Here is a 19,472-nt window from a genome sequence, read left to right as displayed (position 1 = left end):
AACTTAATAACCCACCTTTATTTTATTTGTCATCTTTAATTTATCCTGACTTCAAATCAGGTCTTCAACCTTGAGTGGGCCGTCCGCATTCTTCCAAGCGGTTTCGAATTCCTTCTGTACCAGTTGAGAGGAGTATCCCTTTCCCTGGGCCTTTAAACTCTCGGACAGGCCGAATAGCGAGCGGCCGCTTCTCGGATTACGTTCCAAGTCGGCACGAAAAACCCCTTCCGCCTCTGCATAATCACCATTCAGTAGAAGGACGGCGCCGAGCGATTCCCTCACCGGTATATACCAGCCGGGAGGCTCGGCGTAATTGAGAGCGTCTTCCGCCTCCGCTGCCTTTCTCAAAATTTCGATTGCCGATTTTTTATCTCCCCGGGCTAGCGCTATTCTGGCATCAAGAACCATTCCGGCGATATTCAGTACGCTGCTAGCACTATTGAGGTCCCAGGTTGCATCTCCAGGCACTGCCTTCGCTACGGATGCAAATTGAGTTCGTTCATTCTCCGCTTCATTAACTTTGTCCGCTGCCGCATAGGCCATGCCCCGGGCGAAATGCCACATGGCCGTGGTGATGAGCATACCCGAATCCGGCTTTGGCGACGCTAAGATGTCGTCCCATCGTCCGAAACGAACCATGATGAGAGTGGAGGTGGGCATGAAAAATTCAAGCATGGGCATTTCCTTGACGTGAGGACCGACGTGTTCCCCAAGCTGGTCTGCCGCCCTCTTCGCATCCAGATACCGGCCTTGCATAGCATGGGCCACCGATAGGAAGTGAAGGTTATGGCTGTAGTACATGAGCGGATATATGCCCTTCACCCCGCCGTTCTTGATGTAGTCACGGTCGGCCTCCGCCCCCTCCAGGTTGGCTTGAACGGCAGATTTATAATCGCCGGTACGCATGTAGATATGAGCAGGCATGTGCACCAGATGGCCTGCCGACGGTGCCAGTGTTTTAAGCCTCTCCGCACTTGGAAGTGCCCTACCCGGCGTCGATGAGGCTTCGACAGCATGAATGTAATAGTGATTGGCGCCTATGTGGTCAGGATTTCTATCGAGAACCGATTCTAGCACTAAAATGATTTCTTCCGTGCCCTCGGCCGGGGTTCCGTCTTTATTCCATAATTGCCAAGGGCGTAGATTCATCATACTCTCGGCATAGAGCGTGGCCGCATCCAGGTCATCAGGATAGTTCTTAGATAATTCCCCCATCGCGTTCTTGTAGTCCAAAGCTAATTTATTCAAATCCGCTTCCGGGTCGTTTGAGTATCTTTTTGCCAGCGCATTGATATAGGCTTTTTCCTGGTCAGGCGCATTCGTAGACAACTGGATGGCCTTTTGAATAGCCTCATACGCCGCCTTCTCCCGTTCCGGGTCTGCCGGAAGATTGATATTAGCCCCGAGCGCCAGGGCTATTCCCCAATAGGCCATAGCTAAATTGGGGTCAAGCTCGGCAGCGCGTTTAAAAGAGCGCACCGCCTCATCATGATTAAACGCATAAATCAAAGTGAGTCCCTGGTCAAAAAAACGCTGAGCATCCGGGTTTGTAGTCGAGACCGGATGATGATGGTCTCCCATGCCGTATATCAACTCGGCTTTGTTAGTTTGATCGGTAGAATGGTGCTCCTGGCACATAGCTGAGCCTGAAATCAATAAAAAGGTAACGGCTAAAATCATATGTCTCATCTTAACCCTCCTTTTTAACTAAATGAAGAGTTAAAAATCCTAGCAATTTAATCCAAGTCTTTAAGGTTCACCAAGGGTTTCTTTTATGACTACATCTAGGTCGAGTAACGCTTGCTTGCAGTTCCCAGTGAAGCTAGAACCGTGCATCGTTGCCAACGTTTTCGGCTCGAGTTGAGCTAGCCTACTAAGAATCTTATGTGTTTGAGGTGTATATGGCATATAATAGGCAAAAGGGCTGGCCTGCATTTCAAGCAGCGACTTTTGTGCTCTCCCCACCACATCCGAATCAGTTAATGGTTCCACTTCCCCGAAATGGGTAAAAAGATCAGAACACAGCAGGGTCTTATTTTTCTCCTCAAGCATCACCCCGGCATCCCAACCATGTGGAAGATGAACAGTCGAGCAGAACCGAAAACGGTACTTACCGGTAGCAAGCATCTCGCCGTCTGCCATACCCTTCGCCGGCCTTATCGCAAAGTCATTGACGCTAACCAACGCCCCAACCACACTACATACCGCCTGGGCGGAAGGAGCTACCTCGAGCCAATGATTCAAAGCCCCGCACTCGTCCGATTCAAAATGGCTGAAACCAATCCACTTAATCTCTGACGGTTTAATTATGGTTGACACTGCTTCCCTTAACTGAGGAAACATAGCCTTTAAGCCAGTATGAAATAAGAGGGGTTCGTCATCTTTCACCAGAAAGTGATTGAACTGAAGGTCATACTCAGGGACGTATATAGAGATTCGATAAAGATCAGGGGCGATTTCATTAATTTTTGTCATATTAATCCTCCATTTAACTGTAGTTAAACCCTAATTCCGAAAATCAAAAATTTTCCAATTTTGCGGTTATCTCTAAAGCCACTTCATGTGGAGTAAGATTCTCCGTATCTATGACCAAATCTGCTCTTTCGTATAAAGGAATCCTCCCAGAAAGAATCTCAACCGCTTTCTTAAACGGGTCTTCTACTTGAAGGAGCGGACGTGTAGTGTTGTGCTTAATTCTGTTCCAGAGAGCCTCTGCCGACGCCTTCAAGTAAACTGTAACTCCGTTCTCCCTCATGGTATCCCAATTCTCATCCCGAAGAACTATACCCCCGCCTGTGGCGATTACCTGCGCTCCATTTCCGGAGACAACTCTAAGCATTTTTGTCTCGGCATCCCTGAAATAGTCCTCTCCCCACTTTGAGAATATTTGAGAAATAGTCATACCCAGCTCTTTCTCTATCCTATCGTCAATATCCACAAAACCCATCCTGAGACTTTTAGCCAGTATTCTCCCTACACTCGTTTTTCCAGCGCCCATGAAGCCGATGAGGTAGATGTTATTTAAGTTTCTGTTCTTATTCACGATTTCAAATATCAGATCACTGATAAATATGAATAATCGCCAGGCTTCTAGTTCCGAGTTTTGCGTTTCGTGTTTGTTTATACCCGAAACTCGGAAACTTGAAACCCGAAACCGGTTTAGTCAACCTGGTCATGACTAACTACTACAACTTCTCGATTAACTCCCTGATATCTCTCTTTCCGCCCCCACCCGTCACGAGCTTCTCCACATATTTCCCGATTATATCGCATTCTATGTTAACCATCTGCCCTTTTTTCATGTGCGAGAATATCGTAGCCTCCTGTGTGTACGGAATTATATTCACTGAAAACCTGTTTCCATTCACTTCGTTTACCGTAAGACTAACGCCGTCAACGGCTACCGAGCCTTTCTCCACTACGTATCTAGAAAGCCCTTCCGGGATAGAAAACCATACCTCGATTGATTTTCCCCTATTCGCCGTGGATTCTATCTTTCCTACCCCATCTATATGCCCGTTGACGATATGCCCGCCCAGCCTATCCCCTAACTTAAGGGAGCGTTCCAGGTTTACCTGGCTCCCGACCTTCAGCTTGGAAAGGTTAGTCCTGGCCAAGGTCTCTTGCGAAGCTTCGACGGTGAACGTGTTTTTCCGGACGGAAGTCACGGTCAGGCAAGTGCCGTTTACAGCGATACTCTCTCCGAGCTTTATTTCCTTCGCGTCAATATTTTTTACCTCGATGGTAAAAAGAACCTCTTTAGCGCGGCTCTTTATATCTCTAACCTTACCCACGTCCTCAACTATACCGGTGAACATAATTATCTACCTCTCTTCAGGAAGAAAGCATCGAATAGGATTAAGATTACGCCGATAGTGATTGCCGAATCGGCGACATTAAAAGGAGGCCAGTGATACCGGGTATCACCAAACCAATGAAAATCTATGAAGTCGGTGACGTATCCCAGCCTGAATCTATCGATGGAATTCCCTATAGCCCCGCCCAGGATAAGAGATAGAGAATAAATCAGAATCCTATCTCTAGGATCGGTTTTGTTAAGAAAAACAAAAATTACTATGACTGCAAGAACCAGCACCAGGACAAAAAGGGGCATCCTCAAATTCTCGGGCAGGTCATTAAAAATTCCGAAAGCCGCCCCTTTGTTCCGGATATGGGTTATATCCAGGAATGGCAGCACCGGTACCCTCTCTAAGAGGGACAGATTCGCTCTTATCGCCCACTTGGTTATCTGGTCTGCTATCACAATGAATAATGAAACAAAAATGACGACTTTATATTTATTCATTCCACTAGATTATATCGGACAAAGAGATTACTTCAACAGATTTTATCTTGATTTAGGTGTCAGCATGTACCGGTCCACAAAAAACTGTCACCAGATTTTATCGAAGCAATACAAACTATGGGAAATAACCTCCTGAAGAAATAATCAGTAGGTATTCTAATCTAACTAAAATTGAACCACCTCAGCATCTCTCGACACTGCTCAGAGTCTGCTCTGAGTACGTTCGATGAATTCGGTGCAAATTCCACTGAAGGAATAAGGAGTGAAAAACCCGTTCGTCCTGAGCGGAGTCGAAGGACGAACTCCTCTTTCTTTAAATCATCCTTCCATACTTATTTAGTTTAGACGAACCAATCCCTTATACCTCGGACAAGTCTGAGATATACTAGAGTTGTATTGGAAGGAATGCATAACTCAGAAAGAGTTGCTTTTACTTCCTGCCTTCCGCCCACCGGCATCTTTCCATAAAATCGAGGGCAAAGTCCTTTAATGCACCGTCCTGGTTTGTTTCCACTATACGATAAAATCGGTACATCGCACCAGCATAATCGCCTACCGCAAAAAGTGATACGCCGAGAATACGGGAGTTCTCCTGTTGCAGGTTGATCGATGGAAGGAGGAGCAAATCGGCCTCGGTAAGGAAGGGTACCGCCATCCAATAGTTTTTATCCGCATAGAATATTCTTCCGAGAAGGTAATAGGCAGGGGCGTAAGAGGGAAAATCTCTTATGATTTCCTGAAGCACGACTACTTGCGTAAGCTTGTCCCTGGTGCCGAAGTACTTACGCATCTTCTCCTCAATTTCCCCTCCAGCCGATATGGAGCTAAGCTTTATTTCCAGCTCCCTTTTTATATCATCGGGTAGTGTTTTTTCTAGAAGTGAACGGAAAACGGACTCTGCCTGCCCTGCCTTACCCGACTGCCATAATGCGTTTCCGCGAAGGTTCTCCAGGATATTCTTATCCACTGCCGGAACGGAGTCTGCTCCTTCGACTATATCAAGAAGCTTATCGTAGTCCTGGTCATAGTAATAAACATAGGCCAGGCTGTCTATAAGCACAGGGTCCTTACCGCTATAATTCAAGGCCTGGATGAAGTAATTCTTAGCCTCGTACAAATTGCCCCCGTTTAGCGCCCTGAAGCCGGCCTCTTTCAAAGCAGCTACCTTCCTGGGACAAGTGGCCTTGAAAATACTGGGCTCGCTGAACCTGTACTCGGCCAGGATGGGTGCATTCTCCGGAATGGGAACGGTGCTGAGAAAGGCCTTCCATTCGGAGATCAGTTCATCAAGGCTCTTTCCATAAACCGAAAAATCTCCGGTTCTATAAACGGTCTTAAATTTTTCAATTCCATAGGTATCGATCAGGTAGCGGCAAAACGAGCCCATCAGGGTGTAACTTTTCTTGGGCGGGGCATACCAGAAACCAAACCCCACCATATCCCTAACATCCGGTGCAGTACCGGCTTTAAACATCGACTCCGACCATTGATGAGGAGTAAGCCCGTTAGCAACACCCCAATCAGCGGCAACGGCCAGTCCCTCCAAGAGACCGACCTTGGGACTTATCCTTAAAACCCTCATGCCAAACTCGGACGACATGACGTGGGTGAGCTCGTGTTTAAGCACCGGGTTTGGGAATGAATCGTAAACCAGGTGTATTTCCCTGTGAATCGGGTTGGCGATGGTTGTTTCCCCGGCCCCGATTAGTCTTTTCCTCATCTGCTCATTCGGGTAGATGTAGGACTGAATCTTCTCCTCTGATTTGATATCAAGAAAATGCTTCAGTTGGTTGTAGCGCCATTCATGGTCGCCAGCAATCAGGTCTATTTGCTTGGCTTCCGGCGTGCCGGGGACGTAATAAATCACAAAATGCTCGGTTTCAAGGGAACCCTTCAGGAAGTTCCGGGTAATGTAATCCCGGGTGTAGCTCACTCCCAGTTCCTCCCTTTTTACATGAAAAACGGCCAGGAGCAGAACAATAAATAAAAGGCCAAAGATGCTTCCCCACCTCACCGCACCGAACCTTAAACCTCGTATGAGTTTCAACAATAGCAAGAAAAGTATGCCCCAGCAAACGACGCTTAACCGGTATATCACCAGTGTAGGGGTTATCGGTATTGCCTGGTCATAGAGCGGGCCCGGGAAAAAACCGACCACCGCATTATAGAAAAAAATGGGCGGATTAACGTAGAGTTGCCAGAGCGAGTAGCAAATCGTGCCGATCAGTATAATAGCCCCCAGAAAAAATCCTCTTCTGGGGAATACTATTCCCAGAAAAAGACCCAACGAGGTGGAAAAGAAAACGGTAACGACCGGTATCAAGACATAGAAGATTATTCCCTCCTTTATATAACAGTCTTTCCTGACGATAGAGCTTATGGACGCGATACAAAAAGGGAGGGCAATCAGTATGAAATTAATTATGAAGATAGAGGACGCCAGGTCTGAGAACCTTCTCTCCTTAGCGAATCTTTTGCTAAGGTCTAGGTTTATATATTCGGCGGAAATAAAAACCGAAATAAATGCGGCGATGAAAGCAATCACTATAGAGAATTCAAACCCTAGAGTTCCCACAAGCGGAAAAAAAAGCAGTATGAACGATACGAAAACTATTATGAATAGCGATATGAGCACTCTATTTGAAAAGAACATTTCTACGAAGGTCAATTGGGTTTAATCCCTGCCTACTTAAATTTAATTCCGTGATTCAAAAAGTAATTTAGTCAACCGCAGATAGAAATATACTACAAATCCGATATTTGAGATACCACTGCCTGGAATTATTTCCCTTTCCAATTTAATTGCTGCCCCATCAATTAATCCAAACACAACTATATAACCGTATATATAGGAAAAGAAATTTAATTATAGGAGGAGATGACATGTACATTCTCTCAACAAAGCTTAAAGCGGTCTCGATGGCCTTAACGCTGATGCTCGTTACGCTAATCGGATGTGCATCCGCTACCAATAAGGAGATGACCAAGGAATCAGTGGAAGCTACGTCCGCTACCCCTGCGGCAGCGCTCCGCACCAAACTTAACGGCCTACTCCAGGAGCATGTATTCCTGGCCGCTGACGCTACCGGAGCGGCGCTTGGCGGGCGCCAGGCAGAGTTTGAGGCGGCAGCGGCAGCCCTTGACGGCAACTCGATTGACCTGGCCAATGCGAACGGCTCGGTATATGGACCTGAGGCCGGTGAGGCATTTCTACCGTTATGGAGAAAGCACATAGGGTTTGTTGTCGACTATACCACCGGGGTAGCCACAAATGACAAAGCCAAACAGGACCAAGCTGTTGCCAACCTCATACAGTACAGCCAGGATTTCGCCGCTTTCATAAACTCGGCCAGCCCTTCGCTCCCGGTGGATGTCGTGGCTGAGTTGGTCAAGGGACACATCCTAACCCTGAAGGAGGTCATTGACGCACAGGCGGCCGGCGATTATGGGAAAGCATACACTTCTCTTCGCACAGCGGCGGCCCACATGCCCATGATTGCTGATGCCCATGCCGGGGCTATCGCCAAGCAGTTCCCGGACAAGTTCCCTGGATCGACCGACTCTTCCGCCGCCACACTCCGTTCTAATTTGAATCTCCTCCTCCGTGAGCACGTTTTCTTAGCCGCATCAGCCACCGGGGCGGCATTAGGCGGTAGGCAAGCCGAATTTGAGGCAGCAGCGGCAGCCCTTGACGCCAATTCCGTTGACGTAGCCAAGGCAATTGGCTCAGTTTATGGGGCAGAGGCCGGTGAAGCGTTTCTTCCGCTGTGGCGTAAGCACATCGGCTTTGTCGTCGATTATACCACTGGTGTAGCAACGAAAGACCAGGCAAAGCAGGAGAAAGCAGTTGCCGATTTGGTACAGTACACCCAGGATTTTGGTGCATTCTTAAACTCTGCAAGCCCCGCCCTACCCACAGATGTAGTGGCTGACCTGGTAAAAACACACGTTCTAACTCTCAAAACGGTGATCGACGCTCAAGCTGGAGGAGATCAAGCCAAAGCCTATTCTGACTTAAGGACGGCAGCCAGCCACATGCAGATGATCGGCGACCCGCTGGCCGAAACCATAGTCAAACAGTTCCCCAATAACTTTGCTATGAAGTAAATTGTTGCCTAAAAAATTCGCTCCAGGAAGTAACAGGCAAATCTTTAAAGCCTGTTACTTCCTGTGTGAGGGCTAACGAATGAAGAATCTCATGCTAGTTTTACTCATGGCTGTAATACTCACAAACAATTTAACCAACCTTTCAGCCTTTACCGGAGATACCAAACAATCTAATACTACCAATGTGGACATAAAACTTTTTACCTATAAACCAAAGACGCTGCAAGTCGAAGTTGGCACTACTGTGGTTTGGACAAATGGAGATGCAATAGAGCACAGCGTTACAAACGGCACGCCGGATAAACCGGGGGATGCTTTTGATTCCGGCTTTTTCACGAAGGGACAAAGCTATTCATTCACATTTGAGAAACCCGGAGAATATCCTTACTTTTGCAAGAGGCATAATTCAATGACCGGTGCTATCAAGGTGATTCCTTAAAACTATCTCTGACAATGATTTGTATATAGGTACATGCGCTCCTCGATTTTATCACCCACTACTCAACTGAAATTTAACAGGAACCGTTACCCAACTGGAAATGGGTTCTCCGTTCTTCTTTCCGGGTATAAATATCCAATTCTCAACGGCCTTCATGGCCGATTTATCCAGCATCTCGTAGTTTGACGACTTTTGCAGTTCAATCTTTCCCACCCTTCCATTTTCCAGAACCCAAACCTTCAGTAGAACTACTCCCTCGTAGCCTTTTCTCCTGGCTATCATCGGGTAATTGGGCTTCGGGTTTATCTTGTAATCCGGATAGGCAAGCTCATCACTCTTTTGAGAATCATGACCGGATATATACTCCGTTACCTGCTCACTGATACTTGTAACGGTGGTGTTTTCAACCTTCTCTATCGACTCAAAAATCCCATTTCGGGTCGGATTTGTTTCGCTTTGCTCGACTACAGGCTCGTTAACCTTCTTTGCTATTTCTTTTTTCTTCTGTGTTTCCCTTTTTTCCTTGATAGGAACAACTGGCTTTTCAACCCTCTTCTCCGGCTTGGGTAGTTCTTTAGGAAAAGACTCTAAAGAGTTTGTTCTTTCGGAGGGGTTTGTATAGGTGGCGACGATTCCTACCTCAATTGGACTTGGTCTTGTAAACTCCTCTATGGATTCCACCAGAAAAGCAGAAGCTAGAGACAACAAAACGATATGTAAAACTAAGGATATTATGAGGAAATTCCTGAGATTGATACCGAACATAAAGTTAACCCCGTATCCTGCGTAGATGCATTCTTAATTAATCAAGCCTAATAATCCATCCTTTTCGTTTCCATATAAACTAAACAAAACCTAATATAATCTCAACCGCCTAGATTTCGCTCAATCCGCACCTTTAAGACTGAAATGCTGGACTATAGTCTTCGTTACCGGAAATTGCTCCTCGTGCCATGAAACCACAAAATCGCCATCCGCTGTTGTTGAGATATCAGGAGCATAAGCCTTTACCGCCTGAGAAAGCACCCGAATGGGACTAAAGCTCTTCCCCCGGTCGGTAGTGTATCTCAATAGAACCCGGCGGCGAACCGCAGTTGAATCTTCCCAGACCATAACCGCCTGGCCATCTTTATTAACCGCCATTCGCAGATGATCGGGAATTGAACCGGCAGATTCGTCTAAACGCTTTGGCGGGGAGAAATTCTCACCATCCGATGAAACCGCGAAGAGAAGACTTGGCTTTTCACCGTTTCCCTCGGTGTACCAGACGACATACTTATTCCCTTCCCGGTCAATGGCTACACTGCCGCCCCGATGCGGGCAGGCATTAATCTTCCATCCGTCGGCATGAACGAGCCTTGGCTGGGTTATTAGACCGCCTGAAGATGCTGCCATCACCATGTCGCGTATGTTCTCCGGGAACACTTTCCTCCAGAGAACGGCTACCTCGTTTTTGGGGCCTGTAGCCACATCTATACGACAGCAAACACAGGTGCTATCGTCCAGCTTTACAGTCCTATCAATCTTAGTGCCCCTATCAATAATACGTGCCAGAAAAGTAGCCGGATTATTCCAGCCTTCACGGCTGTCTATCCAGGATATATACAATGTACCATCGGGAGAGACGTCAAGCCCCTCGAACGAGTGGGAAATAGGAAGGTCTTCGTTAACGCGCAAATGATGGTCAATGCTCAACCTTCCATTCGATGACCGGGATATATAAAGGTCTGATGCAAACAGCACCCCTTCCGGCATTGGTTTTTTCGAGGACCATGAAACGTAAACCTCTCCTCCAGGCCCTGTTGCTATCCCCGGTGCCTGGTGAATAGAATCCGCACTGGTGCCATCCGGATTGACCCGGACAAACTTTCCTTCCCCCTCCCCGGGACTGGTTATGTAAACATTGTTAGTCTCCCCATCCTGTGAAATCCAGGCTATTAAGGTCTTCCCTTCCGGAGTGACCGCGACTGAAGCATCGGAGATATGTACTTCGTGTCCCTTGCCGGGATGGGTTATTTCATAGCGAGGTCCCAAGCTAATATTCTCCTCCGAAGCTTTTGAGCAACCGAAGAGCAAGAACAGAGAAGCGAGGAGAAATAAGATTGAAAACAAACGAATGAACCCCCCTGTAAGCTGCCGAGTATCAAAACCTACATAAACAGACTTATATGTCATTGCGAGGAGTCCTTCGATTTCACTCAGGATAGACTCTGCGACGAAGCAATCTAAACCAGGAAAAAATGAAGAGATTGCTTCGCTCCGCTCGCAATGACAGTGGGATCCCCGTGGTAAACCACAACTAATTCTCAAGTTAGATCTAATTCTACTCAATTTTCCCTCCTCAGTTTAATTCCATCCCCATTGAAGGCCGGCATAGAATGCCCGTCCGTCCCCTGGTTCAAAGAATCTTCCATCCGCCGAATCAACTACCACCGCGGAAACATAGTTTTTATCGAAAAGGTTACTCGCCTCAAAGAAGGCCAGTAGATTCCAGGGTTTATATTTCCATCCCAGCTCGAAATTGAACAAAATGTATGGGTCCGTTTTCACCGTATTCTCGCTATTGACAAAATAGCCCTCGGGAATCGCCTCGATATTAGGTGCTATCCACAATCCTACCGGATTATCGTAGCGTAGCTCGCTCCGAATATAGTGCCGAGGCGCGCCGGGAAGGTCGTTGTCGCCAAACTCAGGATCGTTGACAAACACAAAGTATGAGAACGTATAGGCGTTTCGTATACCCAAAGAATCGCCGGTATAACCAAGCCCGATACGCGGCAGTAAATCCTTCATCAGTACCACGTCTAACCCGAACTCAATACCGGCATGTCTGGAACGAGGGATGTTTTGGAAACGAGGGATGGTGAAAGGCGCGTCCGGGAAAGGCAAGATATTGACGTTCTGTATCTCGTCCCAGAGTTCTATATCGTATACCGATATGTCCCATGCAACCCTCTGGTACAACTCACCCCGGGTCCCCAACTCAAACTGCCAGGCCTTCTGTGCCTTGAGCTCACCCAAATCTCCGTCGAGCTGCCCCGGTGCGGTTAGCTCGATCAAAATAGGAGGCTCGTAGGCGCTACTGATGTTGCCAAAAATCTGCACGGTCGGAGCTGCATTCCAAATAAAGCCAAACCTCGGAGTAACCGAAAAGAAATCAGTGGAGTCCGAATCATCCGGGCGCGAATCCTCGTCCGCAAAGAAATGGTCGTTTACCGAGAATTCGTAATACTGCATCCGCCCGCCAAATACTAAAGTGAAGTTTTCCGTCACATCAAGCTGGTTTTCAGCACAAAGAGCAACACTGGTAGCCTTGGCAAGCTGGTCTTTAACCTTCTCACCGCGTTTGCCAAAATCATTCGCAAAATTCAGGTCATCCAAATTTGTATAAGCAAGTTGAAGACCTATGGTCAGCCGGTTGCCATGTCCAGAAATGGGTGCTGACACAAGGTAGCGAAGCTCTCCGCTAACATTATAGGTATCATTATCGATCACTGCAAAGCTCAGCGGATGGTCTAAGTCCAGAAAATTAAACTGCGTATTAAATTCGAGAACCTGATTTGTCGTCAAGGGGTGCCACACGGTGAACGCGGCACGGTAATAGTTGTAGTCGTGACGTTCATCAAATAGCACGCTATCGGGATTCGCCTGTCTGGGGTTCTCTTTAAACTCTTCTAGGGTAAGCGCCCCCGGCAGTTCTTCATCATTCCTCACATAATTGAAATCGAAACGAAGCCTCGTCCCATTCGGTAATTGGTAGCCGATGTTGGAATAAATGCGCCTTCGCGCTTGTTCGCTATGCTGCCGGTAATTATCGAACAACTCGGTATCGCTTCCCGCCAGATAAAAATCTACCGGTTCGTAAACCTGCCCGGTCCCCAGGTAGCCCTTCAGGAATCCAAAAGAGCCTGCCTCACCCCTAGCCTCCACCAGGTCGGCGTCATAGCCTGTTTTAGTTACCACATTTATTGCCCCTCCCAGTGTGTTTGCTCCAAAACGAAGCGCATTGGCACCTTTGTACACCTCGATTCGCTTTGCGGAAAGGAGTTCCAGAAGCCCAAAAACTCCGAAACCGTCGGCGTTATTGATGGCAAAACCGTCTATTAGTATATTCACCCCGCGAAGGTGAAAATTGTTGCGTAGCCCAGAGCCCCGGATGGATATCTGGCTCTCCTCTGCTCCGAAACGAGGTCTAATAAAAACACCCGGTATGAAATCCAGGACATCCTTCTCGTTAAAAGCACGTGATTCTTCGATGGCCTCTTCACCAACGAAGCCTACCCCCCCCGGCGTGCGTTCGAGCTCATCACGTGCCTCCTCCTCCGAGAGTTCTCGGTCCGGTCTTTCTCCGAACTCAACGGGCGGCGCATCCACGACAACCGGCGGAAGCCGGAAAATCTCCGGCTCCTCTTGGGCATACGCAAGTGCTAACGTAAAACTGATTAATACCAAGATTAGTATCCCATACATAGTAGTTCTCCTCCTTGATAAGAGATGGTCAAAAGTGAAGGGGCAAATCACCGCACTCACGCCAGGAACCCAACCGTGGTGAGAAGATTTACACCCATGAGTGATTTAACTTGTGCAGATTCCAGGAACTACTTATGAAAGGATTGGAGGAGAACGGACGGAGAGGATTTTACTAAATTCATTTTGGTAAAGGCTTTCCTCTAGAGGAAACAAATAAACTGAATATTGATTAGTCAAAGCCTTGAGAGAGGGTTTAAAGCTGACAAATGAGCCGCTTTGAATACCCCTGCGGTTAAAGCAGAAGCAGTGCTTTTCTGTCCCTTCATTGTTCTCAGATTTGGTTATGTGCTTAATTACATGGGATAAGTGATTTTGAATAGAGTGTGAAGGACAGCTCTGGATTGAGTAAGATGCCGAGTGCTCAACTATTGACGGCGGAACGTAAGGCTGAATTGCATAAGATAAAAAGTTGATAGAAAAGGCTATCGAGAAAGCAAAAGAAACTAATCGGGGAATGTACCTCGCATACATGACTATTTTCTACACTCTAATTAATATATTCTGGAATTACAAGTTTAGATGAAAATTTATGAAAACGGTTCACTTTCAATTTTTATATTACAGCACTGCTGTCCAGAATAATTAGAAACCGGAGGTTCATAATAGTAAAACAAGGCCTTTATATAGATAAAAACGCCTTTTTAAAGTCAGGTCACACTCCTTCATATTTGCCATGCAAGCGCCATCCTAATCCTATTGTTGAAATAGCTTATAACCCTATTACCCTTCTTCGTAGTTTATCCCGAGCCTTTCGGCTACGCCCAAGATGAACTACGCCGAGGGGCTAAGGGTGAAGGGCATGGTGCTGCTGTGAGTTTTAGATCCGCCTTCATGGTGAGCGGAGTCGAACCATGAGCCTTTCGACTGCACTGAAGATAAACTCAGTCGAGCCATGGACCCTTCGTCAATACCACCACAGGGCAGGTTTCCCACACAAGGTCAAGGGATTATTCTTTTTATACCGTCGTTGTTGAGCCGCCCTCTTTTAGCGACAACCAATCTCTTATTTTGGATAAGTTACATATTAAAGTATAGATGAAAATATGTTATTCCATTAACCACGAAAAGTGAAACTTTTTTATCTCACTCGGAGGTTAAACATGTTATACATATTGGTTAAGATAATTCTTACTGCACTTATCGTAGTAGGGGTTTCCGAAATCGCTAAAAGATACACGACATTCGCTGCTCTATTGGCTGCTCTGCCACTAACATCAATACTAGCTATGATATGGCTATATATAGACACTAAAGACTCCGGACGCATCGCCGACCTATCTGTCGGCATATTCTGGCTGGTTCTTCCTACCTTGTGTTTCTTTTTGGTCTTGCCCTGGCTATTGAGGCACCAAATTAATTTCTGGGTATCAATGCTTATATCATGCGTCGTGATGATCCTATTCTACTCACTCTATGCTGCTTTGGGAAAGAAGCTGGGGCTGCCGATATAGCTATACAGTTCATCAATAACTGAGCGTCACTCCCGCCAGCCCGGTCACTGCTGACTGAACACCCTTTAACCCGAACTCCAGCCCCAGGTTAAAAGCTACGTTTTCAGTGACCGTAAAAACAAGACCGGTTAAGGTGAATAAAGTATTTCTATCTCCCGAGCCAAATCCACCGGTCAACTCCTGGCCCAAGAGCAGTCTCTCGGACAGGGGAAGGTCAACCTCAAATCCGTAAAAAAACCGGTCTTCAAAATTTTCGTCTACGACCGGGATATTGGTCGCAAAGTAACCTATATTTGCCCTTCCGGTAAATCTCCAGAGTTTCTTCTCAAGAGCCAGAAGAAGTCCAAGTTCCAATTCACCCGAGCCGAGGCCTTTATCTTCATTCCCGGTAGGAATTAAAACGGACGGCTCTAAAACAAGGTCGGGGAAATAATCCCTTTGGCCGAGTATTCCGCCCTCGCCCAGAATTTTAATCTTGGATAATATTAGAATATCGGCAAAGCCAGTCTCATCTTCACCGGAATCCGGCAGGAGGTATAAAAGGGCAAAGTTTATGTCAATTTCAATCCAATTTGCAATACCGTAAATCAAGTTGAGTCCAATAAAGTCCTGTTTACCATCATCCCGGCGAGTGAACTCATTTCCTAATTCTATCCCTATGCCGCCCTTGGGCGTGGTCCCGGCGTCCTCGGTTCTAAAGGGCGGAAAAGCAAAAGAAAAGGAGGTTGATATGCAAATTAAAACGCTGATCAGAAGAAAAGTCCTGGCCCTGGTGGACAATATAAGAGTTCTCTCAAAGCTATGGTATATGAAGAAGTTCTAAATATATAACTTTTTTGTAATCTTGAGAAGAAGATTTTTCGGTTTAAAGAAATAGACCTTCGACTATGCCGATCTCCCATCCCAAGAATATGCCGAAAGCCACGCTCAGCACCCCGGCTACGGCCTTTATTCGCTCGTTTAAGGGCACAAGCCGGCTTGCAGTCAAAACAAATGGGAGCCCTATCAACGAGCTCATTATCAGCATCCCCCCAACAGAGCCTATACCAAATATCAGTATGTAGATAAGCCCTGCCAATGGCGTGGGTACGGTGGCTAACACTAAAAGCATCAGGGCGGCGCTACCGGCCACACCATGCACGAGACCTACTAGGAAAGGCTTTTTGCCAAGACTGATCAAATGATTATGTTTATGCTCTTCTTTCCTACCCTCATGAACGTGCAGATGACTATGGGTTATCCCGTGGTGTTCATGTGTATGAACATGGACTCTGGTTCCGTGAAAAACCTTCCAGATGATATTCATCCCTAATAAAACCAGCATCACCGCCACTCCGAACTCCATAAGCAGTGCCAGCTTAGCCGGAATGGTGAGCCTCAGGAGAATGACAACCAAACCGACCAACAATAGAGATGCTGTGTGACCTAGTCCCCAGAACGTACCTATTAAGGAGGACTTAGATATGCTCTTGTACTCGCTCACAATTGTGGACACAGCGACTATATGGTCGGCATCGAGCGCGTGCTTCAGACCGAAAATGAAACCCAGACCCAGTGTGGCAATTAAAGTAGGACTTAAATTAATGTTCTTGAAGCTTATCTGCAAAATCTCTCCGCCTACCAAGGACTGAACGGCAATGGCAAATCCGAGAATGCTTATAACGATGGACGAAATAAGAGGAAGAGTACGCATCAATCTCTCCTGGTCGTTGAATCTTTCCATAAATCGCCTGGCATAGACCATCATCAGACCGATGGCCATCAATACCAGTGCAAGACCGATGCTGAAAGCCAGAATAAGCACAAGCCCGAACCCAACCCGCTGTAGCGATATAGCGCTTAGAAGCACAATCAAGGCCTCAGGGCAAGGGATTATCCCACCGCTTACACCAAGGGCGAAGAGACCTCCCCAAGTTACCCTCTCTGGAATCTCATGGTGGTGATGTCCATGCTCGTGGTCATGGCTGTGCGAATGTTGATGTTGATGACTATGAGGATGTCCGTGGACGTGTGCGCCTTTCCGGCTGAATAATGCCCGGTAGCGCTTGCTGAATAAAAACATGCCCATCACCAAGATTATAAGACCTGAAGTAAATCCGAGCCATGGATAGAGCTTCTCAGGAAGTATGTATTTGGATGCAAAAAGGGTAACAAAACCGAGTGCAAAAACTCCAATTGTATGAGTGAGTGTAACAACAGCGCCGAGAAGAAGCGCATGCCCCGCCGTCCCACGGGAGCCTACAAGATATGCGGCTACCACAGTCTTGCCATGACCGGGAGAAAGGGCATGAAAAGCGCCAAGACCGAATGCTATGACTAAAGATAAAAGTATTATCTGGGGTGTGAGTTTCTTATTGGTGACAAGCTCGGCGAAGGAATCTTTTGGAGTTTTTGCTACGCCTGTGCCGGTATCTACTTCTCGATTATCCGTAGAAGCTATGCCCATCTGCCCGTCCTCTAGAGAAAATGAGAAAGCCGCCTGGACATCCTGGGGCAGGCTGGAAAGGGCATCCTCCGGATAGCTGGCTAGCTCATTACTGATGTCACTCGATGGTGCGGAGGAATTGGCAATAGTTACTCCATCTTTACCCAAGACGATTATTTCCTTCCAACCGGTCCTGCCGCTATAGTTATTATCTACATACCGAGCAGTATTTAATTCCGATAGTTCGGCTTGTCCGAACTCTCCGCTGTATTCGACAGTTATCTTGATCGTGGGAAGGCCGCCCGCACCGGGGATGAAAATCATATCGACGGATTCGGGCTTAAGATTGATCGGCTCTTCATTTAACTTTAGAGAGATGCCGTTTTTTAATTCCTCTACCTTGCGGGACAGATAAGCTTTTTCCTCCTCCGGTGAGGTTATCTTGTCTCCGTTTGTGTCTATTTCCCCTAATTCCTGGAAAGTGGGAATTTCGGCCAGGTCGATTATGTATCTCAGTTTCAACCCGTTTTTATCAACTTCGATTTTGGAGTAGTGGTTGATACTGAAGTTCCCCATGGGATGGGCATAAGCCTGATGGGGATAGAAAAGAAATAGACCTAAAAACAACAGTATGAAAAAGTTAAGGCCGAAGTGTGCAATTTCTCGCCCCTTCTCCCTTACCCCCCACCTTAATCCTCCCCCGCAAGGGGGGAGGAGATAACCTTCAATTCGCTCCTTGAAGTGATATGAAACACAGCGAATTAAGAATGAAGAATGTCCTGCTCTTAAAACTTTTGATTCTTTATTCTCACTCATAACTCTCAACTCTCAACTTCTTATTCATAACTCCCGTCACTCCCTTCTCGCAGATGAAGTTTCGTTTTCTATTGTCCTTGAGTGTATTCGCCGCAACGTCAGAATAAATTACGTGAAAATAAGGATTGATCGATAGTGCCTGACTAAGATGATCTTTGGCTTTACCCATTTCTCCGAGCTTATAGTGAATCATCCCGGCATGATAATGTAGCTTTGCATCCTTAGTGCCTAAACTAAGCGATTTTTGAGAAACATCGAGGGCTTCTTCCAATTGATTCTTTTTATAATAGACCCAGGCCAGGGTATCATAGCTGTAAATATCTTTTTTCGCTTTCAACTCTCTACTCGCTAAATCGAGCGCCTTATCCAATTTCACGTCACGGTCGGCATAAAAAAGGGCAAGCTCCCGGTTATATATCACCTTGTTGACCTCGCTCAGAAGTCCGATGTATTCTACGAGGTCGTATTGTTTTTTCGCTTCCTTCATATTGCCGGTTTTCTCATATATCTCTCCCAAAGAAGAAATAAAAATGGGGAGAGGAACTATTGCAACTGCCTTATTGTATAACTCTATAGCCTCTTCATACTTTTTCTGTCCGGCTTTTACCTTTCCCAAACCGGCCAGTGCATAATAGTAGTTTTCGTATTTGTTGAGCGATTTTCGGTAATGCTCTTCGGCTTTTTTTAATTCTCCTTGATTAAAATACATTTCTCCCAGAATATAATGGGCCCAGGCCATATTTTCTTCAGGCAGTCTTTGCTTCGTGCCGTAATCAATTGCCTTTTGCATCGTCTGAACTGCTCCTTCCGTATCGCCCCTTAATTCCTTTATATAGGACAAGCGGCTGCAGGAATAAAAGTCGGGGCTTAAGCTCAACATCTTTTCATACGCCCTCTCCGCTTCGTCGTACTCTCCAAGCTCTATATAGGCATCGCCAAGAATGCCGTAGGCATAACTGTCTTCGGGTTTTAGCTTTACCGCCTTCTCCGCATAATAGAGTGCGCTTTGAAAGTCATGCTTGGACGAACTTACCTGTCCCAGGAAAACAATTGTAGCGTAGCTATCCGGATAAAGTTCTAAAGCCTTTTTAAGCGCCTCCTCAGCCTTATCATAATAGGCCGTGTCCCCGGTCTCTCTGGCCTTCTGTATGTAAGCCTCACCCAGCTTCGTATAGCTAGAGTAGCTATACGGGTCTAACTTTATTCGAGCCAGATAAGATTTGATTATATTATCGGTGTTTGTTAGCTCCCTTTGGATGCTTTCATCATCAACCTTATTCTCTGTCTCCTCCCTTTTCGACTGAGAGCATCCAGGAATAAGTAGAGCAGATATAATAAGAATTACCAAAACTATTTTTTTCATTGTGATAGAAGAAGACCAAAAAAGTAGGGGCGGTT

The 19,472-nt window shown here is 46.5% G+C and carries 15 protein-coding genes; 3 read left to right on the top strand and 12 right to left on the bottom strand.

The window, feature by feature from the left end:
* Positions 1–51 precede the first annotated feature (51 nt).
* The 6 genes from VNN20_01175 to VNN20_01150 all read right to left on the bottom strand — a co-directional run bounded on the left by VNN20_01175 (position 52) and on the right by VNN20_01150 (position 6,974).
* Entirely contained in the window at positions 52–1,689 is a 1,638-nt protein-coding gene (locus VNN20_01175; GenBank protein HWP90799.1) for a hypothetical protein, read from the bottom strand.
* 60 nt (positions 1,690–1,749) lie between these two features.
* The gene (locus tag VNN20_01170) at positions 1,750–2,475 is read right to left on the bottom strand and encodes an MBL fold metallo-hydrolase (protein ID HWP90798.1); all 726 of its coding nucleotides are present in this window, start codon (positions 2,473–2,475) and stop codon (positions 1,750–1,752) included.
* A gap of 43 nt (positions 2,476–2,518) precedes the next feature.
* Positions 2,519–3,043, bottom strand: coding sequence for a shikimate kinase (locus VNN20_01165; GenBank protein ID HWP90797.1), 525 nt, complete (start codon positions 3,041–3,043; stop codon positions 2,519–2,521).
* Positions 3,044–3,185: 142 nt separating this feature from the next.
* On the bottom strand, positions 3,186–3,818 hold the full coding sequence (locus VNN20_01160) for a riboflavin synthase (GenBank protein ID HWP90796.1): 633 nt from the start codon (positions 3,816–3,818) through the stop codon (positions 3,186–3,188).
* A 2-nt stretch (positions 3,819–3,820) separates the two neighbouring features.
* Positions 3,821–4,306 (bottom strand): signal peptidase II, encoded by a 486-nt coding sequence (gene lspA / locus VNN20_01155; protein ID HWP90795.1) that lies wholly within the window; start codon positions 4,304–4,306, stop codon positions 3,821–3,823.
* A gap of 430 nt (positions 4,307–4,736) precedes the next feature.
* On the bottom strand, positions 4,737–6,974 hold the full coding sequence (locus VNN20_01150) for a hypothetical protein (GenBank protein ID HWP90794.1): 2,238 nt from the start codon (positions 6,972–6,974) through the stop codon (positions 4,737–4,739).
* Between the two features lie 215 nt (positions 6,975–7,189).
* On the opposite strand from VNN20_01150, the gene VNN20_01145 reads away from it, so the two are divergent.
* Both VNN20_01145 and VNN20_01140 read left to right on the top strand, forming a co-directional pair.
* Complete coding sequence (locus tag VNN20_01145) at positions 7,190–8,413, top strand: copper amine oxidase N-terminal domain-containing protein (protein ID HWP90793.1); 1,224 nt, start codon at positions 7,190–7,192, stop codon at positions 8,411–8,413.
* 79 nt (positions 8,414–8,492) lie between these two features.
* Positions 8,493–8,852 (top strand): plastocyanin/azurin family copper-binding protein, encoded by a 360-nt coding sequence (locus tag VNN20_01140; protein HWP90792.1) that lies wholly within the window; start codon positions 8,493–8,495, stop codon positions 8,850–8,852.
* 51 nt (positions 8,853–8,903) lie between these two features.
* Here the strand turns inward: VNN20_01140 and VNN20_01135 are convergent, their stop codons facing one another.
* The 3 genes from VNN20_01135 to VNN20_01125 all read right to left on the bottom strand — a co-directional run bounded on the left by VNN20_01135 (position 8,904) and on the right by VNN20_01125 (position 13,322).
* Entirely contained in the window at positions 8,904–9,617 is a 714-nt protein-coding gene (locus VNN20_01135) for a TonB family protein (protein HWP90791.1), read from the bottom strand.
* 120 nt (positions 9,618–9,737) lie between these two features.
* The gene (locus tag VNN20_01130; GenBank protein HWP90790.1) at positions 9,738–10,886 is read right to left on the bottom strand and encodes a hypothetical protein; all 1,149 of its coding nucleotides are present in this window, start codon (positions 10,884–10,886) and stop codon (positions 9,738–9,740) included.
* 312 nt (positions 10,887–11,198) lie between these two features.
* Entirely contained in the window at positions 11,199–13,322 is a 2,124-nt protein-coding gene (locus VNN20_01125) for a TonB-dependent receptor (protein HWP90789.1), read from the bottom strand.
* Positions 13,323–14,482: 1,160 nt separating this feature from the next.
* Here VNN20_01125 and VNN20_01120 point away from each other — a divergent pair.
* On the top strand, positions 14,483–14,833 hold the full coding sequence (locus tag VNN20_01120) for a DUF3147 family protein (protein ID HWP90788.1): 351 nt from the start codon (positions 14,483–14,485) through the stop codon (positions 14,831–14,833).
* Positions 14,834–14,845: 12 nt separating this feature from the next.
* Here the strand turns inward: VNN20_01120 and VNN20_01115 are convergent, their stop codons facing one another.
* The 3 genes from VNN20_01115 to VNN20_01105 form a co-directional block, all read right to left on the bottom strand.
* Positions 14,846–15,613: a transporter gene (locus tag VNN20_01115; protein HWP90787.1), complete on the bottom strand. Its 768-nt coding sequence runs from the start codon at positions 15,611–15,613 to the stop codon at positions 14,846–14,848.
* Between the two features lie 85 nt (positions 15,614–15,698).
* Positions 15,699–18,074, bottom strand: a complete 2,376-nt coding sequence (locus tag VNN20_01110; GenBank protein HWP90786.1) for a sulfite exporter TauE/SafE family protein — start codon at positions 18,072–18,074, stop codon at positions 15,699–15,701.
* Positions 18,067–19,472 (bottom strand): tetratricopeptide repeat protein (locus VNN20_01105; GenBank protein ID HWP90785.1); only part of this gene is annotated, 1,406 nt, incomplete at its 5' end. The genes VNN20_01105 and VNN20_01110, both read right to left, overlap by 8 nt.

It is taken from the genome of Thermodesulfobacteriota bacterium (assembly GCA_035559815.1).
Classification (GTDB): Bacteria; Desulfobacterota_D; UBA1144; order Nemesobacterales; family CSP1-2; genus DATMAT01.
Note: the sequence above shows the minus strand (reverse complement) of the source record. Positions and strands in the feature narration are given on the sequence as shown.